This is a genomic window from Actinacidiphila guanduensis (genome assembly GCF_900103985.1).
Lineage (GTDB): Bacteria > Actinomycetota > Actinomycetes > Streptomycetales > Streptomycetaceae > Actinacidiphila > Actinacidiphila guanduensis.
Map to the genome: position 1 here is coordinate 323,011 of NZ_FNIE01000005.1, position 25,875 is coordinate 348,885.

21 protein-coding genes are annotated in these 25,875 nt (G+C 73.8%); 17 read left to right on the forward strand and 4 right to left on the reverse strand.

Going from position 1 to position 25,875, the window contains the following annotated elements; all coding sequences use genetic code 11:
• Positions 1–133: 133 nt before the first annotated feature.
• From BLR33_RS13045 to BLR33_RS13060, 4 genes are all read right to left on the reverse strand, one after another.
• Complete coding sequence (locus BLR33_RS13045; RefSeq protein WP_093784558.1) at positions 134–2,554, reverse strand: transglutaminase family protein; 2,421 nt, start codon at positions 2,552–2,554, stop codon at positions 134–136.
• The gene (locus BLR33_RS13050; RefSeq protein ID WP_093784793.1) at positions 2,551–3,882 is read right to left on the reverse strand and encodes a DUF58 domain-containing protein; all 1,332 of its coding nucleotides are present in this window, start codon (positions 3,880–3,882) and stop codon (positions 2,551–2,553) included. Before BLR33_RS13050 ends, BLR33_RS13045 begins: the two co-directional genes overlap by 4 nt.
• Before the next feature lie 126 nt (positions 3,883–4,008).
• Positions 4,009–5,121: an AAA family ATPase gene (locus BLR33_RS13055; RefSeq protein WP_093784559.1), complete on the reverse strand. Its 1,113-nt coding sequence runs from the start codon at positions 5,119–5,121 to the stop codon at positions 4,009–4,011.
• 173 nt (positions 5,122–5,294) lie between these two features.
• Complete coding sequence (locus BLR33_RS13060) at positions 5,295–5,858, reverse strand: beta-class carbonic anhydrase (RefSeq protein WP_093784560.1); 564 nt, start codon at positions 5,856–5,858, stop codon at positions 5,295–5,297.
• A gap of 120 nt (positions 5,859–5,978) precedes the next feature.
• On the opposite strand from BLR33_RS13060, the gene mraZ reads away from it, so the two are divergent.
• The 17 genes from mraZ (at position 5,979) to BLR33_RS13150 (ending at position 25,865) form a co-directional block, all read left to right on the forward strand.
• Entirely contained in the window at positions 5,979–6,419 is a 441-nt protein-coding gene (mraZ, locus tag BLR33_RS13065; RefSeq protein WP_322987160.1) for a division/cell wall cluster transcriptional repressor MraZ, read from the forward strand.
• Positions 6,420–6,609: 190 nt separating this feature from the next.
• Positions 6,610–7,578 carry a 16S rRNA (cytosine(1402)-N(4))-methyltransferase RsmH gene (rsmH, locus tag BLR33_RS13070; protein WP_093784561.1) on the forward strand — a complete coding sequence of 323 codons (969 nt, stop codon included), beginning with the start codon at positions 6,610–6,612 and terminating at the stop codon, positions 7,576–7,578.
• Entirely contained in the window at positions 7,575–8,291 is a 717-nt protein-coding gene (locus tag BLR33_RS35180) for a hypothetical protein (RefSeq protein WP_093784562.1), read from the forward strand. Before rsmH ends, BLR33_RS35180 begins: the two co-directional genes overlap by 4 nt.
• A 4-nt stretch (positions 8,292–8,295) precedes the next feature.
• Positions 8,296–10,359 (forward strand): peptidoglycan D,D-transpeptidase FtsI family protein, encoded by a 2,064-nt coding sequence (locus BLR33_RS13080; protein WP_407639667.1) that lies wholly within the window; start codon positions 8,296–8,298, stop codon positions 10,357–10,359.
• Positions 10,356–12,074, forward strand: a complete 1,719-nt coding sequence (locus BLR33_RS13085) for a UDP-N-acetylmuramoyl-L-alanyl-D-glutamate--2,6-diaminopimelate ligase (protein WP_093784563.1) — start codon at positions 10,356–10,358, stop codon at positions 12,072–12,074. Before BLR33_RS13080 ends, BLR33_RS13085 begins: the two co-directional genes overlap by 4 nt.
• Positions 12,071–13,483, forward strand: coding sequence for a UDP-N-acetylmuramoyl-tripeptide--D-alanyl-D-alanine ligase (locus BLR33_RS13090; protein ID WP_093784564.1), 1,413 nt, complete (start codon positions 12,071–12,073; stop codon positions 13,481–13,483). Before BLR33_RS13085 ends, BLR33_RS13090 begins: the two co-directional genes overlap by 4 nt.
• A complete protein-coding gene (gene mraY / locus BLR33_RS13095; RefSeq protein ID WP_093784565.1) occupies positions 13,480–14,544 on the forward strand; it encodes a phospho-N-acetylmuramoyl-pentapeptide-transferase in 1,065 nt (354 codons plus the stop codon). The genes BLR33_RS13090 and mraY overlap by 4 nt, the downstream gene beginning before the upstream one ends.
• Positions 14,541–16,031 carry a UDP-N-acetylmuramoyl-L-alanine--D-glutamate ligase gene (gene murD / locus BLR33_RS13100; RefSeq protein ID WP_093784566.1) on the forward strand — a complete coding sequence of 497 codons (1,491 nt, stop codon included), beginning with the start codon at positions 14,541–14,543 and terminating at the stop codon, positions 16,029–16,031. Before mraY ends, murD begins: the two co-directional genes overlap by 4 nt.
• 594 nt (positions 16,032–16,625) lie before the next feature.
• Positions 16,626–18,050 carry a putative lipid II flippase FtsW gene (ftsW, locus tag BLR33_RS13105; protein ID WP_093784567.1) on the forward strand — a complete coding sequence of 475 codons (1,425 nt, stop codon included), beginning with the start codon at positions 16,626–16,628 and terminating at the stop codon, positions 18,048–18,050.
• A gap of 6 nt (positions 18,051–18,056) precedes the next feature.
• Positions 18,057–19,145, forward strand: coding sequence for an undecaprenyldiphospho-muramoylpentapeptide beta-N-acetylglucosaminyltransferase (gene murG / locus BLR33_RS13110; RefSeq protein WP_093784568.1), 1,089 nt, complete (start codon positions 18,057–18,059; stop codon positions 19,143–19,145).
• A gap of 595 nt (positions 19,146–19,740) precedes the next feature.
• A complete protein-coding gene (locus BLR33_RS13115) occupies positions 19,741–20,427 on the forward strand; it encodes a cell division protein FtsQ/DivIB (RefSeq protein WP_245771375.1) in 687 nt (228 codons plus the stop codon).
• Positions 20,428–20,697: 270 nt separating this feature from the next.
• Positions 20,698–21,918 carry a cell division protein FtsZ gene (ftsZ, locus tag BLR33_RS13125; protein WP_093784571.1) on the forward strand — a complete coding sequence of 407 codons (1,221 nt, stop codon included), beginning with the start codon at positions 20,698–20,700 and terminating at the stop codon, positions 21,916–21,918.
• Between the two features lie 31 nt (positions 21,919–21,949).
• Entirely contained in the window at positions 21,950–22,666 is a 717-nt protein-coding gene (pgeF, locus tag BLR33_RS13130) for a peptidoglycan editing factor PgeF (RefSeq protein WP_093784572.1), read from the forward strand.
• Complete coding sequence (locus BLR33_RS13135) at positions 22,663–23,403, forward strand: YggS family pyridoxal phosphate-dependent enzyme (protein WP_245771376.1); 741 nt, start codon at positions 22,663–22,665, stop codon at positions 23,401–23,403. Before pgeF ends, BLR33_RS13135 begins: the two co-directional genes overlap by 4 nt.
• Before the next feature lie 94 nt (positions 23,404–23,497).
• Positions 23,498–24,121, forward strand: a complete 624-nt coding sequence (locus BLR33_RS13140; RefSeq protein ID WP_093784573.1) for a cell division protein SepF — start codon at positions 23,498–23,500, stop codon at positions 24,119–24,121.
• Positions 24,122–24,277: 156 nt separating this feature from the next.
• The gene (locus BLR33_RS13145) at positions 24,278–24,565 is read left to right on the forward strand and encodes a YggT family protein (protein ID WP_093784574.1); all 288 of its coding nucleotides are present in this window, start codon (positions 24,278–24,280) and stop codon (positions 24,563–24,565) included.
• Positions 24,566–24,611: 46 nt separating this feature from the next.
• Positions 24,612–25,865 (forward strand): DivIVA domain-containing protein, encoded by a 1,254-nt coding sequence (locus BLR33_RS13150; protein WP_093784575.1) that lies wholly within the window; start codon positions 24,612–24,614, stop codon positions 25,863–25,865.
• The last annotated feature ends 10 nt before the right edge of the window (positions 25,866–25,875 follow it).

The following is a 25,875-nucleotide window of genomic DNA, read 5'->3' on the forward strand; positions in this document are numbered from 1 at the left end:
CGGAGGGCAGGTCAGGGGTGCTTCAGCAGATCACCGCGGCATCGCAAAGTCTTCGTAATCGCCGGTGGGGGCGGGCCGTCGGGCCCGCCCCCACCGGGTGCGGCAGTGCTGCCCCCGCTCCAGGGGCGCCGGGTCAGGCCGAGCCCGCGGAGCCCGCCGGGCGGCGGCGCAGGGGCGGCGGCACCAGGCGGCTCGCTCCCGCGGAGAGCCGGGCGGTCACGGCCCGGCGGCGGGCGGACAGGGCCCACAGCAGGCGGGCCGAGGAGCGCGGCAGCAGCGCGGCCCGCAGCCGGGTGCGGCGGCCGGCCGAGGCCCGCAGCCCCGCCCGGACCTTCTCCACGTCGGCCGAAAGGCCCTGCGGCGGCGCCGGGTCGGGCGCGTACAGGGTCTGCTCCACCGCGGTGGCCACGCGGGCCGCCGCCTCGGCCGCGGGACCGTCGAGACCGCCCTCGCGCACCAGCCGAGCCGTTGCCCGCCGGGGTGTCTCGGACTCCTCCGGCAGTACCCCGAAGTCCCAGCCGGTGTCCAGGAGTTCACGCCATGCCGCAAGCGTCGGCCCCTCCGGCAGCCGCCGGCCGCCGCCGAGCCGCCGGTGCCGCCGGCGCCTGCGCCACAGCGCCGGGGTGGCCGGGACCAGCAGCACCAGCAGGGCGAGCAGCACGATCAGACCGGCCTGCGCGGCCCCGCCGAGGCCGCTGCCACCAGAGCCGCCGCCCGCGGTGACCGCGGCCTGCCCGCAGTCGCCCTGGGCCGGCGCCCGGTTCTCCGGGGCGCAGGTCGGGGCGGTGGTGGGGGAGGCGGTCGGGTTCGGGGCCGCGGTGTGCGGGGTGAGGTCCTGCTGGTTGTCCCCGCTGCCGGTGCTGGGCGTCTGCGTGTAGTCGGGGGCGGTGCCGCGGTACGGGGTCGGCTCGAAGCGGGTCCAGCCGATGCCCGGGAAGTACAGCTCGGGCCAGGCGTGGGCGTCCTTGAGGCCCACCGTCATCGAGCCGTCCGGGTTGAGCGAGCCGGGGGTGAAGCCGATCGCGACCCGGGCCGGGATGTCCAGGGTGCGGGCCATGGCCGCCATGGTGAAGGCGAAGTGGACGCAGAAGCCCTCCTTCGTCTGCAGGAAGCGCGCGATGGCGTCCACCCCGGTGCCGGCCTTGGCCTGCGTGTTGTACACGAACTGCCCGGAGGTGAAGTACCGCTGCAGGTCCACCGCCCGCTGGTAGTCGCTGGTGGCGCCCCGGGTGACCTGCAGGGCGGTCTGCTTGACCACCGGCGGCAGCGAGTCGGGGACTTGTGTGTACTGCTTGGCGATCCGGCCGGTGGCCTTGCCCGCGTCCGCCAACTGGGCAGCGGTGGGCTGCACTTCCATGCTGGTCACGGTGTAGCGCACACCGGAGGCGGTCTGCCCGTGCTCGCCGACGATCATCCGGCCCTCGGGCTGGAACTTCCAGTCGCCCGGCGCGGAGACCGACAGCGCGGGGAAGGGCACCGGCAGCAGGCCCTGCACATAGCTGTCGTCCACCTGCACCTGCGTGGTGGCCGCCTTGTAGCGGACATCGGCGGCCATGCCCTGCGGCTGCGGCAGCACCTGGGGGATCGTCTCGGTCGGCAGGTTCGACGGCGACCACTCCTTGCCGTCGAACTTGTCCAGCGCCGCGATCCGCAGGTACATCCCCGAGGTGTCGGCGGCGTTGGTGCGGTAGGTGAGCACCGCGTGGTTGTCCGGCTGGTTGAGGTTGTCCTGGAGAGCCGCCACCAGGTTGACCGCGCCGCCACCGCCGCGGCCGCCGATCCCGTTGCCGCCGCCGTGGCCGCTGGTGTCGAGCAGGCCGCTGCCGAGCGAGGGCAGCGCGAGCGGGGCCACCAGCGCGATGCCCAGCGCCAGCACGCCGATGCTGCGGGCCCCGCGGATCGGCGCGGGCCTGGACCCCTGCCCGCCGGGACCGGCCCAACCGGTGCTCGGCGGGCCGCTGCTGAACACCCGGCCCCAGCGCGAGAGCCGGTCGCGGCCCTCGGCGAGCAGCAGCACCAGGTAGCCGAGCCCGGCCACCAGGAAGTACAGCCAGCTGGCGCCGCCGCCGTCGGCCAGACCGGCCGCGATCGAGTACAGCGCGAGCAGCGGCAGCCCGGCCGGAGCCGCGCTGTTGTACGTCACGGCGATCGCGTCCACCGCGAGGCCGACCAGCACCACGCCCCCGACGAGCAGGATCTTGATGCCCGGGGTGACGGGCGCGGGGATCGCGAAGTTGGAGACGTCGGTCAGGCCGTCCTGGACCACCTGGTTCATGTGCTCCACGGCCTGCGGGCCCGGCAGTATCCCGCCCAGCGCCTGGTGCGAGGCGAAGATCATCGTCACCACGACGAGCGAGACCACCGCCTGCACCAGCACCGTCAGCGGCCGCGCCAGCGGCACCCGCCGGGCGCCGGCGCCCACCGCGGACTGCACGCACACCAGCAGCACCGCCTGGAAGAACCAGCCGCTGTCGCTGGTCAGCGGCAGCAGCGAGAACGCGGCCAGCACCGAGGCCAGCGCCGCACACACCGTCAACCGCGCCCGACCGCTCATTCCGCCGCCCCCGCTCCGTGCCCCGACCGCTGCGGTTCCTCGCCGACCCGGTAACGGTCGGCCTGCTGCCACAGTTCCGTCAGCCGGTCGCCCGGCCGTACTTCCGCCACGGTCCACCCCGCCTCGCGCAGCATCCGGATCGCCGCGTCGGTGGTGTCGGCGCTCTCGCCCGCCGGCTCGGCGCCGGCCGGCTCGACGGGCGTGCCCGTCTCCCGGGCCAGCCAGTAGTCGCTGTCCAGGACGAACGCGACCGCGCCGCCCGCCCGTTGCCGCATCCGGGCGATCTCGGCGGCCTGCTCCCGGTAGAGGTCGCCGAAGAAGCCCACCAGCATGCCCTCGCTGCCCGAGCGCAGCACGTCGTACGCCGCCGACAGCGACTCGCCGTCGGAGTGGTCCACCACCGCGAGGGTGTCCAGCAGCACCCCGGCCATGTCGCCGGAGTCGCCGGAGAAGCCCGCGGCGCCGTCCGGGCCCGGCACGCTGCTGCCGGTGTCGGTGAGCAGCCGCACCGCGTAGCCGCGCTCCAGCATGTGCGCGGCCACCGAGGCCGCGCCCGAGACCGCCCACTCGAAGGCCGAGTCGGGACCGGCCCCGAAGTAGGCGTCCCTACGGGTGTCCAGCAGCACCGTGCAGCGCGCCCGGTTGGGCTGCTCCTCGCGGCGCACCATCAGCTCGCCGTACTTGGCGGTGGAGCGCCAGTGCACCCGGCGCAGGTCGTCGCCGTGCCGGTAGCCGCGCGGGATCACGTCGTCGTCGCCGGCCAGGGCGAGCGCGCGGGTGCGGCTCTCGCCGTAGCCGGACGCCTCGCCGGCCAGCCGCACCGGCGGCAGCGGCTCCACCCGCGGCACCACGGTGAGGGTGTCGAACGCGCTGAAGGAGCGGGTGAGTTCGACCATCCCGAAGGGGTCGGTCAGCCGCAGTTGCAACGGGCCCAGCGGGTAGCGGCCGCGCAGGTCGGAGCGGACCCGGTAGGAGACCTCGCGGTGGCCACCCGGCTCCACCCGATCCAGCACGAACCGCGGCCGGGGGCCCAGCACGTAGGGCACCCGGTCCTGGAGCATCAGCAGGCCGGTGGGCAGCCGCGAGACGTTGTCCACCCGCAGGTGCACCCGCGCCTCGGACATCGCCGGCACCCGCGAGGGGGCCAGCCGGCGCGAGCCGGCCACCCGGTAGCGGGTCCGGTAGAGCACGGCCACGCACACCAGCGGCAGCGCGGCCAGCAGCAGGCCCACCCGCAGCAGGTCGGGCTGGCCGAGCATGTAGGAGCACGCGGCGGCGGCCACGCCCGCGGCCACGAAGGAGCGGCCGCGGGTGGTCAGGCCGCCCATCGCCCGGCGGAAGCCGCCGGCGGCCCGCTCGCCGCCCGGCGATCCCGGCGGCCGGTCGCCGGCGGGCGGCGCCTGCGCGGGCCGGTCCGCGGGGGGCCGCGCCGGCCCCGGGGAGACCGTGGACACCTACAGCCCCCGCGAGTCCGGCATGCCCTGCGGCTGGCCGGCCGGCCCCGCGGGGCGCTGCGGCCAGCCCGGCGCGGCCGGTCCGGAGCCGTTGGAGGAGGCGTGCGGGGCGCCGTTGGAGGCGGAGTTCGCGGCCGAGTTCGGGGCCGAGGGGTCCGGCAGCGGGACCCGCTGCACGATCTCGGCCACCACCTGCTCGGGGGTGCGCCGGTTCAGCTGGGCCTGCGCTGTCGGCAGCAACCGGTGGGCGAGCACCGCGGAGGCCAGCGACTGCACGTCGTCGGGGAGCACGTAGTCCCGGCCGTCCAGCGCGGCCGAGGCGCGCGCGGCCCGCACCAGGTGCAAGGTGGCCCGCGGGGAGGCGCCCAGCCGCAGGTCCGGGTGGGTGCGGGTGGCGCCCACCAGCGCGACCGCGTACCGCCGCACGGGCTCGGCGACGTACACCTGCCGCACCGCCTCGATCAGCTTGACGATGTCGTGGGCGTGCGCCACCGGCTGCAGGTCGTCCAGCGGGGAGACCCCGCCGTGAACGTCGAGCATCTTCAACTCGGCCTCGGGGCTGGGGTAGCCGACCGAGACGCGGGCGGTGAAGCGGTCCCGCTGCGCCTCGGGCAGCGGGTAGGTGCCCTCCATCTCCACCGGGTTCTGGGTGGCGATCACCATGAAGGGGCTGGGCAGTTCGTACGTGGTGCCGTCCACGGTGACCTGCCGCTCCTCCATCGACTCCAGCAGCGCCGACTGGGTCTTGGGCGAGGCGCGGTTGATCTCGTCGCCGACGACGATCTGGGCGAAGATCGCGCCCGGCTTGAACTCGAAGTCCCGCTGCTGCTGGTCGAAGACGCTCACCCCGGTGATGTCCGAGGGCAGCAGGTCGGGGGTGAACTGGATGCGCCGCACCGAGCAGTCGATGGACCGCGCCAGTGCCTTGGAGAGCATCGTCTTGCCCACCCCCGGCACGTCCTCGATCAGCAGGTGGCCCTCGGCCAGCAGTACGGTCAGCGCGATGCGAACGACCTCGGGCTTGCCCTCGATCACGTTCTCCACGCTGCGGCGCACGCGGCCCGCGGTCGCGGTGAGATCGCTGAGGCTCGGTCGTGCGTCAAAGGTCGTCACCAAGTGCTCCTCGGCCTGTTCCCAGGAATTGCAGGGTTCCGTCGCAGGGTGCCGGCAAGGAGCGCGGCCCCCGGACCGGCCCTCCCCGGTTGCCAAGCGACCCGCGGTCGGCGGGACGTGGCCCCCACGGTGCATTCTCTCCTCACGGGTGGGGCCACGTCACTCGCCTGCCGTTACTTGCTCGTGATTTCCCGGAGCAGGCCGGTGTGCACGTCGAAGACGAAGCCGCGCACGTCGTCGGTGTGGGCCAGGAACGGCGAGGTCCGCACCCGGGCCATGGACTGCCGCACGTCCTGGTCGATGTCGGTGAACGCCTCCACCGCCCAGGTCGGGCGCTGGCCCACCTCCCGCTCCAGTTCGGTGCGGAAGTCCTCGGTGATGGTCTGCATGCCGCAATTGGTGTGGTGGATCAGCACGACCGAACGGGTGCCCAGGGCGCGCTGGCTGATGGCCAGGGAGCGGATGGTGTCGTCGGTGACCACCCCGCCCGCGTTGCGGATGGTGTGGCAGTCACCCAACTGGAGGCCGAGCGCCTTGTGCAGGTCGAGCCGGGCGTCCATGCAGGCGACCACGGCCACCCGCAGTACCGGCGCGGCGCCCATGCCCGGGTCGGTGAATTCGGCGGCGTAGCTCGCGTTGGCGGCGACCAGGCGGTCGGTGACGGATGCGGTGGCGGTGCCGGTCGAGGCGCCCTCCACGGCGGGGGACTCCTCGGAGCCGCTGGCAGGTATCGACATGTCTACGACGGTATCGGAGGCGGCGCGGGAAAGGGGGGCGCGCCGGGCCGGAGCGCCGTTGACCGTGGGGCAACGTGGAGTAAAGTGGCGCGAAGTGGTGCCGGCGGCGGGAGGTGTGCGGTGGACCTGGGCTTCCTGGGCACGTACACGCCGCGGCTGGACGACAAGAACCGGCTGGTGCTGCCGGCCCGGTTCCGCGAGCCGCTGGCCGGCGGGCTGGTCATCACCCGCGGGCACGAGCGGTGCCTGTGCGTGTGGCCGGTGGAGGGCTTCCGGGCCGCCACCGAGCAGCTGGCCGCCGCCCCGCTGACCTCCAAGGCCGCGCGTGACTACTCCCGGGTGCTCTTCGCCGGCGCCCACGACGAGGTGCCCGACAAGCAGGGCCGGATCACCGTCCCGCAGCCCCTGCGGGAGTACGCGGGCCTGGTCCGCGACTGCGCGGTCATCGGCGCCAACACCCGGGTGGAGATCTGGGCGGCGGACGCCTGGGAGGCGTATCTGGCCGCCCAGGAAGACACCTTTTCGGCCCTGTCCCAGGAGGTTCCGACCGGATTACTGTGAGCGCGGCCGACGGGCCCGCCCACCGCGCGCCACCTCGCCCCACCGCGGACGTACGACCCGGCCTCCTCCCGCTCCCCGGCCCAGCTGGCACCACTTCCCCGGTGCCAGAAGGGCCTCTGCCGAGCGGGCGGGGACCCGGTCCTGCGTCCCGGCCGCCCCCTGACATCGTGGAACCGTGAAACCAGGCCCCATGACCGACCCGTCCCCGACCCCGCAGCACGTCCCGGTGATGCTGCGCCGCTGCCTCGACCTCCTCGGGCCGGCGCTCGCCCTTCCGGGTGCCGTGGTGGTCGACGCCACCCTGGGCCTCGGCGGGCACAGCGAGGCGCTGCTCGCCACCTTCCCGTCCTGCCGGCTGATCGCCCTCGACCGCGACCCGGCCGCCCTGGACCTGGCCGGCAAGCGCCTGGCCCCCTTCGGCGACCGGGTCACCGCCGTCCACGCGGTCTACGACGAGCTGCCGCAGGTGCTCGCCCGGCTCGGGGTGCCCCGGGTGCAGGGCGTCCTGTTCGACCTCGGCGTGTCCTCCATGCAGCTGGACGAGGCCGACCGCGGCTTCGCCTACGCCCAGGACGCGCCGCTGGACATGCGGATGGACCAGTCGGTGGGCATCAGCGCCGCCGAGGTGCTCAACACGTACCCGCCCGGCGAACTGGTGCGCATCCTGCGCTCGTACGGCGAGGAGAAGTTCGCCCGCAAAATCGTGGAGGCGGTGGTCCGCGAGCGGGCCCGCGAGCCCTTCACCACCAGCGCCCGGCTGGTCGAGCTGATCCGCGAGGCCCTGCCGCAGGCCGCCAAGCGCACCGGCGGCAACCCGGCCAAGCGCACCTTCCAGGCGCTGCGCATCGAGGTCAACGGCGAACTGCCGGTGCTGGAGCGGGCCGTACCCGCGGCCGTGGGCGCCCTCGCGGTCGGCGGCCGGATCGCCGTGCTGTCGTACCACTCGCTGGAGGACCGGCTGGTCAAGCAGGTGCTCGCGGCCGGCGCCGCGCACAGCGCCCCGCCGGGGCTGCCCGTGGTGCCCGAGCAGTACCAGCCGCGGCTGAAGCTGCTCACCCGCGGCGCCGAACTGCCGGGCGAGGACGAGATCGCCGAGAACCGCAGGGCGGCGCCGGCCCGGCTGCGGGCGGCGGAACGGATCAGGGAGGACGTGCGGTGAGCGGGGGCAGCGGCGGGACCGGCGGGGGAGCGGGGCGTACGGGCGGGAGCGGCGGCGGCCCGGGCGGCCGCGGCGCCGGTGGTCCCGGCGGGCGGAGCCGGACGGCCGGCCTGGCCGCCCTGGGCGGGCGGTTGACCGCCGGGCGGTCCGCAACCGCCGCCCGTACCCCTTTCGTCGTCCTTGTCGTGACACTGCTCGCCGGGGGCCTGATCGCGCTGCTGCTGCTCAACTCCGCGGTGAACTCCGACTCCTTCAAGCTCGACAAGCTCCAGAACGACACCACGAGCTACACCGACGAGCAGCAGAAGCTCCAGCAGGAGGTCGACGGCTACTCCGCGCCCGGCTCCCTGGAGGAGCGGGCCCGCAAGCTCGGCATGGTGCCCGGCGGCGACCCGGCCTTCCTCGGCCCCGACGGCAAGGTGCGCGGCAGCGCCTCCCCGGCCACCGCCCCGCCGGCCCCGCCCCCCACCACACCGCCCACCACACCGCCCGCGAGCCCGCCCGTCCCGACGGCGACCCCGCCCGGCGCGGTGACCGGCACGACCGGGGGTACGAGCACGGTGAGCGGCACGACCGGCACCGCGAACGGCACCACCACCGGCACCGCGACCAGTACGACGACCGGTACGACGACCGGCGCCCCGACCGGCACCGGCACCACGACTCCCCCCGCGGCCCCGCCGGCCGCGACCACCACGACCTCCGGCAGGTGAACGTGTGACCCCTCGTGACGAGTCCGGCGCCCCGGACGGCGCCGACCGCCGGCGGCCGGCGCGGCCGCGTACGACCGCGGGGGGAGCGGCAGGGGGCGCGGGCAGAGCAGGAGGCGCCCGCGGCCCGGTACCGGGCCGGCAGCGCGGTCCCGCCCGCGGCCCGGCCCGCCCGGTGCGCCCCGCCGCCCGGGGCCGGGTGCCGCGCGCGGCCGGGCGCGTGATGCGCCTCGGCGCCGCCCGCCCCCGGCTGCGGCTGGTCGGCGCGGTGCTCACCGTGGTGATGGCCGTCTTCGTCGTACGGCTGCTGCAGGTGCAGGCGGTGGACGCCTCCGCCTACGCCGCCAAGGCCGAGGTGAACCGCTGGGTCACCCACGAGGTCACCGCCGACCGCGGCACCATCACCGACCGCGACGGGGTGGACCTCGCCACCACCGTGGACGCCTTCGACATCACGGCGGACCCGCTGATGTTCACCCCCGCCCAGGCCAAGGTGAACGACGCCCCGCAGCAGGCCGCCCAGTTGCTCGCGCCCATCGTCGGCGGCGACCCCACGGCCATCGCCAAGCAGCTGGCCACCCCGCACTCGCGGTACCAGATCATCGCCCACCAGCAGAGCCCGCAGGCGTGGAACCAGATCCAGGACCTGAAGTCCGCGCTGGCCGCCAAGGCCGCCGCGGGTGAGGGCGCCGACGTGCTCGCCGGGATCTTCAGCGTCCCGCACTCCAAGCGGGTCTACCCCGCGGGCGACCTCGCGGCCGGCGTCATCGGCTTCGTCAACAGCGACGGGCGCGGCGCCGGCGGCCTGGAGTCGATGCTGGACAAGGAACTCGCGGGCAGGAACGGCAAAATCCGCTACGCCCAGTCCGACGGCCGCCAGGTGCCCACCGCGGGCAGCCAGGAGCAGCCCGCCGTGCCCGGCACCGACATCCAGCTCACCCTGGACCGCGACATCCAGTGGGCCGCCCAGAACGCCATCACCCAGCAGGTGCAGAAGTCCAGGGCCGACCGCGGCTACGTCATCGTCCAGGACCCGCGCACCGGCCAGGTGCTCGCCATGGCCGACGCCCCCGGCTACGACCCCAACGACCTCGCCCACGCCGACCCGCAGGCCCTCGGCAACGCGGCCATGCAGGACGCCTACGAGCCCGGCAGCGTCAGCAAGCTGATGTCGATGGCCGCCATCATCGACACCGGCACCGCCACCCCCACCACCCGCGTCACTGTGCCCGGCACCCTGCCGCGCGCGGACCGGCTCTTCCACGACGACGTCGACCACGGCACCTGGTACCTCACGCTCAACGGCGTGCTCGCCAAGTCCAGCAACATCGGCACCATCGAGGCCACCGGCCAGCTCGGCAGGACACAGGCCCAGGCGAACCAGGTGCTCTACTCCTACCTGCGCAAGTTCGGCATCGGGCAGCCCACCGGCATCGGCTTCCCCGGCGAGACCCCCGGCATCCTCGCCGAGCCGCAGGACTGGAACGCCTCCCAGCAGTACACGATCCCCTTCGGCCAGGGCCTGTCGGTCAACGCCCTACAGGCCACCTCGGTCTACTCCACGATCGCCAACGGCGGGGTCCGGGTGGAGCCCAGCCTCATCCGCGGCACCACCGGGCCCGACGGGCGGTTCGTGCCCGCCGACCCGCCGAAGAAGACCCGGGTGGTGAGCGCCAGGACGGCCAAGACCCTCTCGGAGATGCTGGAGTCGGTGGTCGGCAGCGAGCAGGGCACCGGCATCAACGCCCGGATCGCCGGATACCGCGTCGCCGGCAAGACCGGTACGGCCAACCGGGTGGACCCGAAGACCGGCCGCTACAAGGGCTACACCTCCTCCTTCCTCGGCTTCGCCCCCGCCGACGACCCGCGGGTGACGGTCTCCTGCGTCATCCAGAACCCCACCAGGGGCAGCTACTTCGGCGGCGACATCTGCGGCCCGGTCTTCAAGCAGGTCATGCAGTTCGCCCTGAAGTCCCTGGGCGTGCCGCCCACCGGCAAGCCCGCGCCCAACCTGCCGGTCACCTTCGACCCCGGGCAGCCCGCCACCACCCCCGGCAAGCAGGTCGGATGAGCGCGCCGCACCGCGGCACCGGGCAGGCCGCGCCGACCCCCGCCGCCGACCGCCGCGCCCGGGAGCGGCGGCGCGACCCGCAGCGGGCGGGCCGGCGCCGTTTTGGCCCGGAGCCCGGCCCTCCGGGTAACCTCACCGCCGTGCCCAACGCTGATCAATCCACCCTCAGACAGCCGGGCGCGCCGCGCCCGGCGCACGTGCGCCCCAAACCGCTGGCGGAACTCGCCGAGCGCCTCGGCGCCCCCGTGCCGGCCGCCGCGGGGACCACCGCGTCGCCCACGGTCACCGGCATCACCCATGACTCGCGTGCGGTGCGTCCCGGCGACCTGTACGCGGCCCTGCCCGGCGCCCGCGCCCACGGCGCGGACTTCGCCGCCCAGGCCGCCGAGGCGGGCGCGGTCGCGGTGCTCACCGACCCGGCGGGCGCCGAGCGCGCCGCCGCCACCGGCCTGCCGGTGCTGGCCGTGGCCGACCCGCGGGCGCGGATGGGCGAACTCGCCGCCGCCGTCTACGACGAGCCGGGCCGCGGCATGCTGCGCATCGGCGTCACCGGTACCTCCGGCAAGACCACCACCTCCTACCTGGTGGAGGGCGGCCTGCGGGCCGCCCACGGCTCCGGGCTGACCGGCCTGATCGGCACCGTGGAGACCCGCATCGGCGACGAGCGGACCAAGAGCGAGCGCACCACCCCCGAGGCCACCGACCTGCAGGCGCTCTTCGCGGTGATGCGCGAACGCGGCGTGGACGCCGTCGTGATGGAGGTCTCCAGCCACGCCCTGGTGCTCGGCCGGGTGGACGGCGCCGTCTACGACGTGGCCGTCTTCACCAACCTCAGCCCGGAGCACATGGAGTTCCACTCCGGCATGGAGGACTACTTCCAGGCCAAGGCCCAGCTGTTCACCCCCCGCCGCAGCAGGCTGGGCGTGGTCAACCTCGACGACGCCTACGGCCGCCGGCTGGTCGCCGAGGCGGGCGTGCCGCTGGTGACCTACTCCGCCGCCGGCCGGCTGGACGCCGACTGGCGGGCCGAGGACATCGCCGCCGGGCTGATGGAGAGCCGCTTCACCGCGGTCGGCCCCAAGGGCGAGCGGGTGCAGGCGGTCTCGCCGCTGCCCGGGCCCTTCAACGTCGCCAACACCCTGGCCGCGCTCGCCGCCCTGGCCGCCGCCGGTCTCGACCCGCAGACCGCCGCCGACGGCATCGCGGCCGTGCCGGGCGTCCCCGGCCGCCTGGAGCGGGTGGACGCCGGCCAGCCGTACCTGGCCGTGGTGGACTACGCCCACAAGACCGACGCCGTGGAGTCGGTGCTCCGCGCCCTGCGCACCACCACCGCCGGCCGCATCCACGCGGTGCTGGGCTGCGGCGGCGACCGCGACGCCACCAAGCGCGGCCCGATGGGCGCCGCGGTGGCCCGGCTCGCCGACACCGCCGTGCTCACCTCCGACAACCCGCGCTCGGAGGACCCGCTGGCGATCCTGGCCGCGATGCTCCAGGGCGCCGTGGAGGTGCCCGCGGACCAGCGCGGCCACGTCGTCGTCGAACCCGACCGGGCCGCAGCGGTGGCCACGGCCGTCGCCCTCGCGCAGCCCGGGGACATCGTGCTGGTGGCCGGCAAGGGCCACGAGCAGGGCCAGGACATCGCCGGAGAGGTGCGCCCCTTCGACGACCGAGAGGTGCTGCGCGCCGCTATCGAGAAGGACCAGAAGCAACTGTGATCCCCCTCACCCTCGCCGAGGTCGCAACAGCGGTCGGCGGGAGCACGCACGACATACCGGACAGCGCGGTACGGGTCACCGGCCCTGTGGTCAGGGACTCCCGCGAGGTGGTGCCCGGCGCCCTGTTCGTCGCCTTCGCCGGCGCCCGCGCCGACGGCCACGACTTCGCCGCGGGGGCCGTCGCCGACGGCGCCGTGGCGGTCCTGGCGACCCGGCCGGTCGGCGTGCCCGCGATCGTCGTGGACGACGTCCAGGAGGCCCTGGGCCGCCTCGCCCGGCACGTCATCGAGCAACTGGGCGCCACCGTGATCGGGCTGACCGGCTCGGCGGGCAAGACCAGCACCAAGGACCTGCTCGCGCAGCTGCTCCAGCGCCTGGCGCCCACCGTGTGGACGCCCGGCTCGCTCAACAACGAGATCGGGCTGCCGCTGACCGCGCTCAGCGCCGACCGCGAGACCCGCCACCTGGTGCTGGAGATGGGCGCCCGGGGCATCGGCCACATCCGCTACCTCACCGGCCTCACCCCGCCGCGGATCGGCCTGGTGCTCAACGTCGGCTCCGCGCACATCGGCGAGTTCGGCGGCCGCGAGCAGATCGCCCAGGCCAAGGGCGAACTCGTGGAGGCGCTGCCGGCCGAGGCCGAGGGCGGCATCGCCGTGCTCAACGCGGACGACCCGCTGGTAAGTGCCATGCGCACCCGAACCAAGGCGAAGGTGGTGACCTTCGGAGAGGCCCCGGAAGCGGACGTACGGGCGGAGAACGTGACGCTCAACGACCGCGGCCAAGCCGTCTTCACCCTGCAAACACCCTCCGGGTGCGCTGATGTGACCTTGCGCCTGTACGGTGAGCATCACGTGTCGAACGCGCTCGCCGCGGCCGCCGTCGCCAGTGAACTCGGCATGCCTGCCGGGGAGATCGCCACCGCGCTCTGCGCGGCGGACTCGCTCTCGCACTGGCGCATGGAGGTCACCGAGCTGCCCGACGGCGTGACGGTCGTCAATGACGCCTACAACGCGAACCCCGAATCGATGAAGGCAGCCCTGCGCACGCTCGCGGCGATGGGCGGCCCGGCACAGGCTCGGGGGGGCCGTACGTGGGCTGTGCTGGGGGCGATGGCCGAGCTCGGCGAGCGGTCGCTCGCGGAGCACGACGCCGTGGGCCGGCTGGCCGTCCGGCTCAACGTCAGCAAGCTCGTGGCCGTCGGCGGCACCGAAGCCGCCTGGCTGCAAATGGGCGCCTATAACGAGGGTTCGTGGGGTGAGGAGTCGGTGCACGTGTCCGACGCGGAGGCGGCGATCGACCTGCTGCGCACACAAGTGCGGCCGGGAGACATCGTGCTGGTGAAGGCATCGAGGTCGGTCGGACTGGAGTCCGTCGCCCTGGCGCTGATCGAGGGTGCCGCTCGATGAAGCAGATCCTCGTCTCCGGCGTCCTCGGACTCTTCCTGTCGCTGATCGGCACCCCGCTGCTGATCCGCCTGCTCGCCTCGCGCGGCTACGGGCAGATGATCCGGGACGACGGCCCGAAGGCCCACCACAGCAAGCGCGGCACCCCCACGATGGGCGGCATCGCCTTCATCCTGGCCACGCTGATCGCCTACGCGGTGACCAAGCTGATCACGGGCGACAAGCCCACGATGTCCGGCGTGCTGGTGCTCTTCCTGACCACCGGCCTCGGTCTGGTGGGCTTCCTGGACGACTACATCAAGATCGTCAAGCAGCGCAGCCTGGGCCTGCGGGCGAAGGCGAAGATGGCCGGGCAGCTCATCGTCGGCATCACCTTCGCGGTGCTGGCGCTGAACTTCCACGACTCGCGCGGCCAGACGCCGGCCTCCACCAAGCTCTCCTTCACCACGGACTTCGGCTGGTCCATCGGCCCGGTGATCTTCGTCATCTGGGCGCTGTTCATGATCCTGGCGATGTCCAACGGCGTGAACCTCACCGACGGCCTGGACGGCCTGGCCACCGGCGCCTCCACCATGGTCTTCGCCGCCTACACCGTCATCGGCGTGTGGCAGTACGGCCAGTGGTGCGGCGCCCCGGTCAGCGCCAACGGCGCCTGCTACGAGGTACGCGACCCGCTCGACCTCGCGGTGGTCGCCGCCGCCCTCATGGGCGCGTGCTTCGGCTTCCTGTGGTGGAACACCTCGCCCGCCAAGATCTTCATGGGCGACACCGGCTCCCTCGCGCTCGGCGGCGCCCTGGCGGGCCTGGCGATCTGCTCGCGCACCGAGATGCTGCTCGCCATCCTGGGCGGCCTGTTCGTCCTCATCACCCTGTCGGTGATCATCCAGGTCGGCTCCTTCCGGCTCACCGGCAAGCGCGTCTTCCGGATGGCGCCGCTGCAGCACCACTTCGAACTCAAGGGCTGGAGCGAGGTCCTGGTGGTGGTCCGGTTCTGGATCATCCAGGGCATGTGCATGGCCGTCGGGCTCGGCATCTTCTACGCCGCCTGGGTGGCCGCCTCATGACCGCCTCCCCTTCCGCTTCCGGCGCGCCGCTCTCCCCCCACGAACTCAAGGGCGTCCCGGTCACCGTCGCGGGGCTCGGCGTCTCCGGGGTGCCGGCCGCCAAGGCGCTGCACACCCTGGGCGCCCAGGTCACCGTCGTCAACTCCACCGCGGACGAGCGGCGGCAGGCCGAGGCGGCCGAACTGGAGGCGCTCGGCATCGCCGTCCGCCTCGGCGAGGACGCCGTCACGCGGCTTCCCGAGCAGACCCGGCTGGTCGTCACCGCGCCCGGCTGGCGGCCGGACAGCCCGCTGTTCGCGGCCGCCGCCGAGGCCGGCGCCCCGGTCTGGGGCGACGTCGAACTCGCCTGGCGGCTGCGCGGCCCCAACGCCGCGCCCTGGCTCGCCGTCACCGGCACCAACGGCAAGACCACCGCGACCCGGATGCTCGCCGAGATCCTCACCGCGGCGGGGCTGAGCACCGCGGCCGTCGGCAACATCGGCGTCTCGCTGCTGGACGTCGTCCTCGGCCAGGAGCACCACGACGTGCTCGCCGTGGAGCTGTCCAGCTACCAGCTGCACTGGGCGCCCAGCATCCGCCCGCACTCCGCGGCCGTGCTCAACCTCGCCCCCGATCACCTCGACTGGCACGGCTCCATGGCCGCCTACGCCGCCGACAAGGGCCGCGTCTACCACGGCAACCAGGTCGCCTGCGTCTACAACGCGGCCGACCCGGAGACCGAGCGGCTGGTGCGCGAGGCCGACGTCGAGGAGGGCTGCCGGGCGATCGGCTTCACCCTGGGCGCCCCGGCGCCGTCGCAGTTCGGCGTCGTGGACGGCATCCTCGTGGACCGCGCCTTCGTCGCCGACCGGCAGCGCGAGGCCCAGGAGCTGGCCGAGACCGGCGACGTGCGCCCCGGCGCCCCGCACAACATCGCCAACGCGCTCGCCGCCGCCGCCCTCGCCCGCGCCTACGGCGTGGCGCCGGCGGCGGTCCGCGCGGGCCTGCGCGCCTTCCGGCCCGACGCCCACCGCATCGCGGAGGTCGCCGTGGTGGACGGCGTCACCTGGGTCGACGACTCCAAGGCGACCAACACCCATGCCGCCGAGGCGTCGCTGGCCGCCTACGAGCCGATCGTCTGGCTCGCCGGGGGCCTGGCGAAGGGCGCCACCTTCGATGAACTCGCCGCCAAGGCCGCGCCACGGCTGCGGGCCGCGGTGCTCTTCGGCGCCGACCGCGCCCTGATCGCCGAAGCACTCGCGCGACACGCCCCGCAGGTCCCGGTGGTGGAGCTCGAACGGACCGACACTGGGGCGATGTCCGCCGCCGTCGCCACGGCCCGCGACCTCGCCCGCGAGGGCGACACGGTCCTGCTCGCCCCGGCCTGCGCGTCGATGGACATGTTCGCCAACTACAACCAGCGCGGCGACCTGTTCGCCGAGGCGGTGCGCGCGCTTGCGGCCGCCGCCGGCCAGGGGCAGCAGCCGGACGACCCGCACGACCACTAGGCCGCCGGCGGGCGGCGGCGCCGCGCACCGAGGAGGGGACGCATGCCGCGAGACCGCTTCACCGCTCCCGGCGGCGAGGACCGCGCCCCGAACGAGCCGCAGCCTCCGGCGGCGCGCGGGGGTCGCGGCGCGAACCCCAGCGGCCTGGGCCGCCCCCCTGCCCCGGGCGGGCGCCCTTCGCCTCCGGCGGAGCGCGGAGCCCGCGGCACGGACCCGGCCGGCTCCGGCGGGGCCCGGGGCAGCTGGGGCGTTGGCCCCGAGCGGGGTGGGCGGGGCCGTGTTCCGGGCGAGGACCCGGGGCGGGCGGCAGGTCGTTCGGCTCCGGGTGGTCGGCCGGCGGCTTCGGCGGGCCGGGGTGGGCGCGGTTCCGGGACCGGCGAGCCCTCGCCTGCGGCGGAGCGCGGCGTTCGTGGCGGGGACCGGACCGGTTCCGGGGCGGTTCCCGGTGAGCGCGCGGCGAGGGCGGCGGAGCGGGGCGGGCGTCCTGCCCCTGCACAGCGGTCGGGGGCGGCGGCCGGGCGGGGCGGGAGGGCGGCGGAGCGCGACGCTGCCCGCGCGGCGGCCGGTGCGCGGCGGCGGGCGGCTGCCGCCGGGGTGGCCCCGGGCGGTTCGGGACCCGAGCGTCCTGGCGAGCGCGTACCGGGCGGGGGGCGGCGGGGACCCGTTGCCGCGGTCGCCGTGGCCGGGGCGGGGGGCGAGCGGCCCGCTGCCCGGCTGCCGCGCGGGTTCCTCGTACCGCCGGCCCGGTCCGTACGCACCGGCAGCGCCCGGCGCGGGGCCGCACTGCTGCCGCGGCGGCTGCGCGAGGCCTGGGACCGGCCGCTGACCGCGTACTACGTGATCCTCGGCGGCGGCCTGCTGATCACCGTGCTCGGCCTCGTCATGGTGTACTCCGCCTCGATGATCCAGGCGCTGCGCTACGGGCTGCCCTCCACCTACTACTTCCGCAAGCAGCTGCTCGCGGTCGCGATCGGCTCGGTGCTGCTCTACGGCGCCGCCCGGATGCCGGTGCGGCTGCACCGCGCGCTCGCCTACCCGCTGCTGCTCGGCGCGGTGTTCCTGATGTGCCTGGTGCAGGTGCCGGGGATAGGGCAGACGGTCAACGGCAACACCAACTGGATCTCCATCGGCGGCCCCTTCCAGCTCCAGCCCAGCGAGTTCGGCAAGCTCGCCCTGGTGATGTGGGGCGCCGACCTGCTGGCCCGCAAGAACGACAAGAAGCTGCTCACCCAGTGGAAGCACCTGCTGGTGCCCCTGGTCCCGGTCGCGGTGCTGCTGCTCGGCCTGATCATGCTCGGCGGCGACATGGGCACCAGCATGGTGCTCACCGCCATACTGTTCGGGATGCTCTGGCTGGCCGGCGCACCGACCAGGCTCTTCACCGGCGTCCTGGGCGCGGCCGGCGTGCTCGCCGCGCTCTTCGTGGCCACCAGCCCCAACCGGATGGGCCGCCTGCACTGCATCGCCGCCACCTCGCCCGGCAGCAACGACCAGTGCTGGCAGGCCGTGCACGGCATCTACGCCCTGGCCTCCGGCGGCTGGTTCGGCACCGGTCTCGGGGCGAGTGTGGAGAAATGGGGAGAACTCCCCGAGCCGCACACCGACTTCATCTTCGCCGTGACCGGGGAGGAACTGGGCCTGGCGGGCACACTGTCGGTACTGGCCCTCTTCGCGGCACTAGGCTACGCGGGTATCCGCGTGGCCGGTCGCACGGAGGACCCCTTCGTCAGGTTCGCAGCGGGTGGCGTGACCACCTGGATCACGGTGCAGGCCGTGATCAACATCGGTGCGGTGCTCGGCTTGCTGCCGATCGCCGGTGTCCCGCTCCCGCTGTTCTCCTACGGGGGTTCGGCCCTCCTGCCGACCATGTACGCCCTCGGGCTGCTGATCTCCTTCGCCAGAAGCGAGCCGGCCGCCCGGGCGGCGCTGGCCACGCGGGGGCGCAACTCCCTTACCGGGGCCATCAGAAGGACGATGCGACGGCCCGCCGCCCGGCGGCGGCCGTCCGGAGAGCGGTGAATTTCGGTGCATGTCGTACTCGCCGGTGGGGGGACCGCCGGCCACATCGAGCCGGCCCTCGCGCTCGCCGATGCCCTGCGCAGGCAGGACCCGACCGTGGGGATCACCGCACTCGGCACCGAGCGCGGCCTGGAGACCCGGCTCGTGCCCGAACGGGGCTACGAACTCGCCCTCATCCCCGCGGTCCCGCTGCCCCGGCGCCCCACCCCCGAGCTGATCACCGTCCCCGGACGGCTGCGCGGCACCATCAAGGCGGCCGAGCAGGTGCTGGAGCGCACCAAGGCGGACTGCCTGATCGGCTTCGGCGGCTACGTCGCCCTGCCCGGCTACCTGGCCGCCAAGCGGCTCGGCGTGCCGATCGTCGTCCACGAGGCCAACGCGCGGCCCGGGCTGGCGAACAAGATCGGCTCCCGGTACGCGCACACCGTCGCCGTCTCCACCCCCGACAGCAAGCTGCGCGACGCGCACTACATCGGCATCCCGCTGCGCCGCTCCATCGCCACCCTCGACCGGGCCGCCGCCCGCCCCGAGGCCCGGCACATGTTCGGGCTGGACCAGAACCTGCCCACGCTCCTGGTCTCCGGCGGCTCGCAGGGCGCCCGGCGGCTCAACGAGGTCGTCGCCACCGTGGCACCGCGGCTGCAGCAGTCCGGGGTGCAGATCCTGCACGCGGTGGGCCCCAAGAACGAGTTGCCGCGCTCGGACAACATGCCCGGCATGCCGCCCTACCGCCCGGTGCCCTACCTGGACCGGATGGACCTCGCCTACGCCGCGGCCGACATGATGCTGTGCCGGGCCGGCGCGATGACGGTCGCCGAACTGTCCGCGGTGGGGCTGCCCGCGGCCTACGTACCGCTGCCGATCGGCAACGGTGAGCAGCGGCTCAACGCGCAGCCGGTGGTCAAGGCGGGCGGCGGGCTCCTCGTCGACGACGCGGACCTTACGCCGGACTGGGTCCTCGGCAACGTCCTCCCCGTCCTCACCGACCCGCACCGCCTCTACGACATGTCCCGCTCCGCCGCGGAGTTCGGCCGCCGCGACGCCGACGAGCTGCTGCTCCGCATGGTGTACGAGGCCGTAGCCGCGCGGCGCTGAGGGGGCCACTGCCCCAGGCCCCTTCCGGCCGGTCCGGCCCACCGGCCGGCGGGCGGCTTGTCGCGGCCCCCAGGAACGGCAACCCGTCTGCCCGACGGGGGTGATCTTCCGTCCCAAGGACGGTGACCTCTGCTGGGAGAGCAGTTCCCCGCGCCGCCGTACGGCTCGCTTTGCGCGCGAACGGCGAGGCCGTACCACCCAGGGGCGCTGGGGGTACCTCCCAGGCGAAGCTCTGGGGGTGGGGGTACCTCCCAGGCGAAGCACTGGGGGAGAACTGCGCGAGCAACCGGCCACCGGCCCGCGGCCGGGGACGGCGGGGTGGGGGCAGACGCGTAGCCGTTCTTGGCGGCGTGAGAGCGGCGCAGCCTTACGGCGGGGTGCCGCGGCGTAGGGGCAAAGCCGGGGGAGGATGGGGGGATTCGCGGGGCGAGCCCGCGTCGGACGCCGGGAGGGCGAGGTGTCGCCGATGGGTGGGAACTCCACGCGCGAGGGTCGCGTACAGCGCCCGGCGCAGCCGGACTCGGTTCGGCGGGCGCCGAGTTCGCCGCCGCGGGGCCCGCGCACCCGGGACACCGTGGTCCGCCGGAGGCGGGCCGTGCTCGGGGGCCTCGCGGCCGCCTCCGTGCTGATCGGCGGCGGCACGTGGCTCGTCTACGGCTCACCCTTGCTGCGGGCGGAGCACGTGACCGTGCGCGGGAACCACAATCTGTCCGATGATCAGATCATCCGCAGCGCTCATGTCCCCCTCGGCGGAGCCCTCTTGTCGGTGGACACCGGCAAGGTCCGCTCCCGCCTGCTCAAAGCGCTGCCGCGGCTGTCCGCCGTGACGGTCGAACGCTCCTGGCCGCACACCGTGCGGCTGGAGGTGACCGAGCGGACCCCCTCCGCCGTGCTGCGCAGCGGCTCGCACTACACCGAAGTCGACCGCGACGGCGTGCGGTTCGCCACCGTCGACCGCGCGCCCGCCGGTGTCCCCCTCGTGCAATTGACCGACCCCCGTGCGGACAGTATTCGGCAGTTCGGTACGAAAAGGCTGCTGCGCGCGGCGATTGCGGTCTCCGCCGACCTCCCGGAAAGCCTGCGCGGCCACGCGACCGCGATCCAGGTCGTCTCCTATGACGGCATCACCGTCGAACTCACCGGCGGCCGCGATGTGATGTGGGGCAGTTCCGAGCAGGGCGCCCGCAAGGCCGCGGTGCTCACCGCGCTGATGAAGGCGCAGCCCGACGCGACCCACTACGACGTCAGCGCTCCCAGCGCCCCTGCCGCGTCCGGGAGTTGACGCCGCGGCCGGGCCGGGTGCGGCCGGGCGCGCGGGTGTTCGGACCCGCTGCAGCGGCGCATGACGTGATCACATAGGGTGAAAAGAAATACGGGAGGTTCGGCGTGTTCGTTGAACCGCCACCGCTTGTCGACTTAGTGTCTCGTCCCAAGGGAACACAAGGGACAGGGCATACTGGTAACCCTAAACCTCAGGGTTAGGGTTCGGAACGGCACCGGCGAGCCACCGACCGTCCCACACGATTCGTAATCGAGGCGAGAGGGCTTCGACGTGGCAGCACCCCAGAACTACCTCGCGGTCATCAAGGTCGTCGGCATCGGCGGCGGTGGTGTCAACGCCATCAACCGGATGATCGAGGTCGGTCTCAAGGGCGTCGAGTTCATCGCGATCAACACCGATGCACAGGCCCTCCTGATGAGCGACGCCGACGTCAAGCTCGACGTCGGCCGTGAACTGACCCGCGGCCTCGGCGCGGGCGCCAACCCCGACGTCGGCCGCAAGGCCGCCGAGGACCACCGCGAGGAGATCGAAGAGGTGCTCAAGGGCGCCGACATGGTCTTCGTCACCGCGGGCGAGGGCGGCGGCACCGGCACCGGCGGCGCCCCCGTCGTGGCCAACATCGCCCGCTCGCTGGGCGCGCTGACCATCGGTGTGGTCACCCGGCCCTTCACCTTCGAGGGCCGCCGCCGGGCCAACCAGGCCGAGGACGGCATCGCCGGCCTGCGGGAGAACGTCGACACCCTGATCGTGATCCCCAACGACCGGCTGCTGTCGATCTCCGACCGCCAGGTCAGCGTGCTCGACGCCTTCCGCTCCGCGGACCAGGTGCTGCTCTCCGGTGTCCAGGGCATCACCGACCTGATCACCACCCCGGGCCTGATCAACCTCGACTTCGCCGACGTCAAGTCCGTGATGTCCGAGGCCGGTTCGGCCCTGATGGGCATCGGCTCCGCCCGCGGCGACGACCGCGCGGTGGCCGCCGCCGAGATGGCCATCTCCTCCCCGCTGCTGGAAGCCTCCATCGACGGCGCCCGCGGTGTGCTGCTCTCCATCTCCGGCGGCTCCGACCTCGGCCTGTTCGAGATCAACGAGGCGGCCCAGCTGGTCAGCGAGGCCGCGCACCCCGAGGCGAACATCATCTTCGGCGCGGTCATCGACGACGCGCTCGGCGACGAGGTCCGGGTCACCGTGATCGCGGCCGGCTTCGACGGCGGCCAGCCGCCGACCAAGGGCAGCCGGGACAAGGTGATCAGCTCCTACACCTCCCGTGACGAGCCTGTCCCGCCGGCCGCCCCGGCCCCCCGGATCGGCACCGAACCCGGCCGCCCCACGCCGTCGTTCAACGGCATCGGCAGCGTCCCGCCGGCGGCCGGCGAGCCGGAGCCGGTCGCCGAGACGCCCGGCACCCCGGTGCCGCCGCCGGTCGTGCCGCCGGCCCGCCCGTACCCGGACTCGGTCGAAGAGCTCGACGTCCCCGACTTCCTGAAGTGACCGCCCGGCAGTGATAGCGCACAACACGGCAGTGGACGGCGCGCACTTCGCCTTCACCGACAGGTGGGGCGGGGTGAGCGCCGTTCCGTATGACAGCCTCAACCTCGGCGGGGCGGTCGGCGACGAGCCGACCGCCGTGCTCGCCAACCGGGACCGGGCCGCCGCCGCACTCGGCCGCGACCCCGCCCGGGTGGTGTGGATGCACCAGGTGCACGGCCGCGAGGTCGCCGTCGTCACCGAACCCTGGGGCGAGCGGCCCGTTCCCGAGGTGGACGCGCTCGTCACCACCCGCCCGGACCTCACCCTCGCGGTGCTCACCGCCGACTGCGTGCCGGTGCTGCTGGCCGACCCCGTCGCCGGGGTCGCCGGGGCCGCGCACGCCGGGCGGTCGGGGATGGCCGTCGGCGTCGTACCGGCCGCGGTGGAGGCGATGACCGCCCTGGGCGCCGACCCCGCCCGGATCGCCGTCCGGATCGGCCCCTCGATCTGCGGCAAGTGCTATGAAGTGCCCGACACGCTCCGGCGCGAGGTGGCTGCCTCGGTTCCCGAGTCGTACGCCGGGACGAGCTGGGGCACACCCTCGATCGACGTGGCCGCCGGCGTACGCGCCCAACTCGCGCGCTGCGGCGTCCGGGAGATCGACGGCCCGCACGTGTGCACGCTGGAGTCCGCCGACCACTTCTCCTACCGCCGCGACGGGCGCACCGGCCGGCTGGCGAGCTACGTCTGGCTGGACGGCGACCGGTGACCGGCTCCGCGCTGCCCACCGGGCAGCGGACCGCCGAACTCGCCGCCAACCTGGCCCGGGTGCAGGAGCGGATCGCCGCCGCGTCCGCCGCGGCCGGCCGCCGCCGCGAGGACGTCACCCTCATCGTGGTCACCAAGACCTACCCCGCGCAGGACGTGCGCGCGCTCGCCGGGCTCGGGGTGCGGCAGGTCGCGGAGAACCGCGACCAGGAGGCCGGGCCGAAGGCCGCCGCGCTCGCCGACCTGCCGCTGCGGTGGCACTTCGTGGGCCAGTTGCAGACCAACAAGGCGCGCTCCGTGGTCCGTTACGCCGACCACGTGCACTCGGTCGACCGGCTGCGGCTGGTCGGCGCGCTGTCCGCGGCGGCCTCCGCCGCCAGCCGGCAGATCGGCTGCCTGGTGCAGGTCGCGCTGGACGCGGAGTCCGGCGACCGCGGGGAGCGCGGCGGGGTGGCCCCCGACGCCGTGGCCCCGCTCGCCGACGCGATCGCGGCCGCCGAGGGGCTGCGGCTGGACGGGGTGATGACCGTAGCACCGCTGGCCGGACCGTACGCGGGCCAACCCCGTGCTGCCTTCGATCGGTTGATGGAAATCTCATCCCGCCTGCGCGAGACGCATCCGGCTGCGAACATGGTCTCGGCAGGGATGAGCCAGGACCTCGACGAAGCGGTGGCGGCCGGAGCGACACATCTACGCGTCGGAACGGCGGTACTCGGAGTCCGTCCTGGGCTCCGGTAACGTCACCAAACAAGTCGGACCACAGCATAAATATGGTGTGGCGGCCGCCCGGACGGCGGCTCAGGACCGCAACCCCGCTGAGAGGACGCAGAGCATGGCCGGCGCGATGCGCAAGATGGCGGTCTACCTCGGCCTCGTGGAGGACGACGGATACGACGGACCGGGGTTCGACCCGGACGACGAGTTCGAGCCCGAGATGGCCGCGCCGCCCAGCGGCAGGGCCGCGCCGGAGCCCGAACTCGCCGAGCCCCGTCGGCCGCACAACCAGCACGTGCCGGCAGGTCGGCTGCAGCCGCCCCAGGACGAGCCGCCGCGGCTCGTGCACGCCCCGGCACCGCGCGAACCGCGGATCGCCCCAGTGGCATCCATCACACCTGAACGCCAGAACCTGGAGAAGAACGCACCGGTGATCATGCCCAAGGTCGTGTCAGAGCGGGAGCCGTACCGGATCACCACGCTGCACCCCAGGACCTACAACGAAGCCCGTACCATCGGGGAACACTTCCGTGAGGGTACGCCGGTGATCATGAACTTGACGGAGATGGACGACACGGATGCGAAGCGACTTGTCGACTTTGCGGCCGGTCTGGTCTTCGGTCTCCACGGCAGCATCGAGCGGGTGACGCAGAAGGTCTTTCTGCTCTCGCCTGCTAACGTCGATGTCACGGCGGAGGACAAGGCCCGGATCGCCGAGGGTGGGTTCTTCAACCAGAGCTAGGCGAACCGGGACACAACCGCACAGGACAACTGCACACCGTCACAACCAGCATCACCAAGAGCAACAGACAGCAACACGAGCAACAGGCACAGGGCAACCGCACGACAGTTGGACCCGGCCGGCAGGCCGAAGACGAGCAGGGGAGAGGGAAGGGCGATGAACATCGCACTCCAAGTGCTGTACATCGCGCTGTACGTCTTCCTGTTCGTGCTGATCTTCCGTTTGGTGATGGATTACGTCTTCCAGTTCGCTCGTTCGTGGCACCCTGGGAAGGCCATGGTGGTCGTCCTGGAAGGCACCTACACTGTCACCGATCCGCCACTTAAGCTTCTGCGGCGTTTCATCCCGCCGCTACGTCTCGGGGGCGTGGCGCTCGACCTGTCCTTCTTCGTATTGATGATCATCGTTTACATCCTGATCTCCATCGTCGGGGGTTTGATGTGACCGGTGCGGGCTCCCGATATGTCGACGATCACGTTGAGGTGAAGAGATGCCGCTGACCCCCGAGGACGTTCGGAACAAGCAGTTCACGACCGTCCGCCTTCGAGAGGGCTATGACGAGGACGAGGTCGACGCCTTCCTCGACGAGGTGGAGGCGGAGCTGACCCGACTGCTCCGCGAGAACGAGGACCTGCGGGCCAAGCTGGCCGCGGCCACTCGTGCCGCCGCGCAGAACCAGCAGCCGGGCATGCGCAAGGACCAGCAGGACCGTCCTGTGCCGCCGGCCATATCCGGACCGCAGCCGGTGCAGCAGCAGATGCCGCCGCAGCAGCAGCACATGGGCGGACCGCCCCAGCTGCCCGGCGGTGCCCCGCAGCTGCCGGCTGGTCCGAGCGCCCAGCAGCACGGCCCCGGCCCGGGTGGACCCGGTGGACCGATGGGCCAGCACCCCATGCAGGGCCCCGGTGGACCGGGCGGCCCGATGGGTCAGATGCAGCACCCGATGCAGGGCCCCGGCGGTATGCAGGGTCCCGGTGGGATGCAGGGCGGCCCGGGGGGTCCCGGTGGCCCGATGGGTCAGATGCAGCACCCCATGCAGCAGCACCACCCGATGCAGCAGCAGGGCCCCGGTGGCGACAGCGCCGCCCGCGTCCTGTCGCTCGCGCAGCAGACCGCCGACCAGGCCATCGCCGAGGCGCGGTCCGAGGCCAACAAGATCGTCGGTGAGGCCCGCAGCCGTGCCGAGGGCCTGGAGCGCGACGCCCGCGCCAAGGCGGACGCACTCGAGCGGGACGCGCAGGAGAAGCACCGCGTGGCGATGGGCTCCCTGGAGTCCGCGCGCGCCACGCTGGAGCGCAAGGTCGAGGACCTGCGCGGCTTCGAGCGCGAGTACCGCACCCGGCTGAAGTCCTACCTGGAGTCCCAGCTGCGCCAGTTGGAGAATCAGGCGGACGACTCGCTCGCCCCGCCGCGGACGGCCCCGCCGTCCGCCCCGTCCCTGCCGTCCGCGCCCTCGATGGGCGGCACCATGGGTGGCGGTGGTATCGCCAGCATGGCTCCCGCCGGTGCGGGCGCCATGGGCCACGGCTCTTCCGGCCCGTCCTACGGCGGCGGTGCCAACGGCAGCCAGAACGGTGGCCCGATGGGCGGTCACGGCCCCGGCCCGACGTACGGCGGCCAGCAGCAGATGTCGCCGGCGATGACCCAGCCGATGGCCCCGGTCCGCCCCCAGGGCGGCCCGTCCCCGCTCCAGCAGGCGCCCACGCCGATGCGCGGCTTCCTGATCGACGAGGACGACAACTAAGCCAGACCGA

Bases quoted from the DNA above. Each gene is read 5' to 3' on its own strand.
- BLR33_RS13140 (WP_093784573.1), top strand. From the start codon at position 23,498: ATGGCCGGCGCGATGCGCAAGATGGCGGTCTACCTCGGCCTCGTGGAG.
- BLR33_RS13060 (WP_093784560.1), bottom strand. From the start codon at position 5,858: ATGTCGATACCTGCCAGCGGCTCCGAGGAGTCCCCCGCCGTGGAGGGC.
- BLR33_RS13150 (WP_093784575.1), top strand. From the start codon at position 24,612: ATGCCGCTGACCCCCGAGGACGTTCGGAACAAGCAGTTCACGACCGTC.
- BLR33_RS13050 (WP_093784793.1), bottom strand. From the start codon at position 3,882: ATGGGCGGCCTGACCACCCGCGGCCGCTCCTTCGTGGCCGCGGGCGTG.
- BLR33_RS13045 (WP_093784558.1), bottom strand. From the start codon at position 2,554: ATGAGCGGTCGGGCGCGGTTGACGGTGTGTGCGGCGCTGGCCTCGGTG.
- rsmH (WP_093784561.1), top strand. From the start codon at position 6,610: ATGACCGACCCGTCCCCGACCCCGCAGCACGTCCCGGTGATGCTGCGC.
- murD (WP_093784566.1), top strand. From the start codon at position 14,541: ATGACCGCCTCCCCTTCCGCTTCCGGCGCGCCGCTCTCCCCCCACGAA.
- mraY (WP_093784565.1), top strand. From the start codon at position 13,480: ATGAAGCAGATCCTCGTCTCCGGCGTCCTCGGACTCTTCCTGTCGCTG.
- BLR33_RS13145 (WP_093784574.1), top strand. From the start codon at position 24,278: ATGAACATCGCACTCCAAGTGCTGTACATCGCGCTGTACGTCTTCCTG.
- BLR33_RS13085 (WP_093784563.1), top strand. From the start codon at position 10,356: ATGAGCGCGCCGCACCGCGGCACCGGGCAGGCCGCGCCGACCCCCGCC.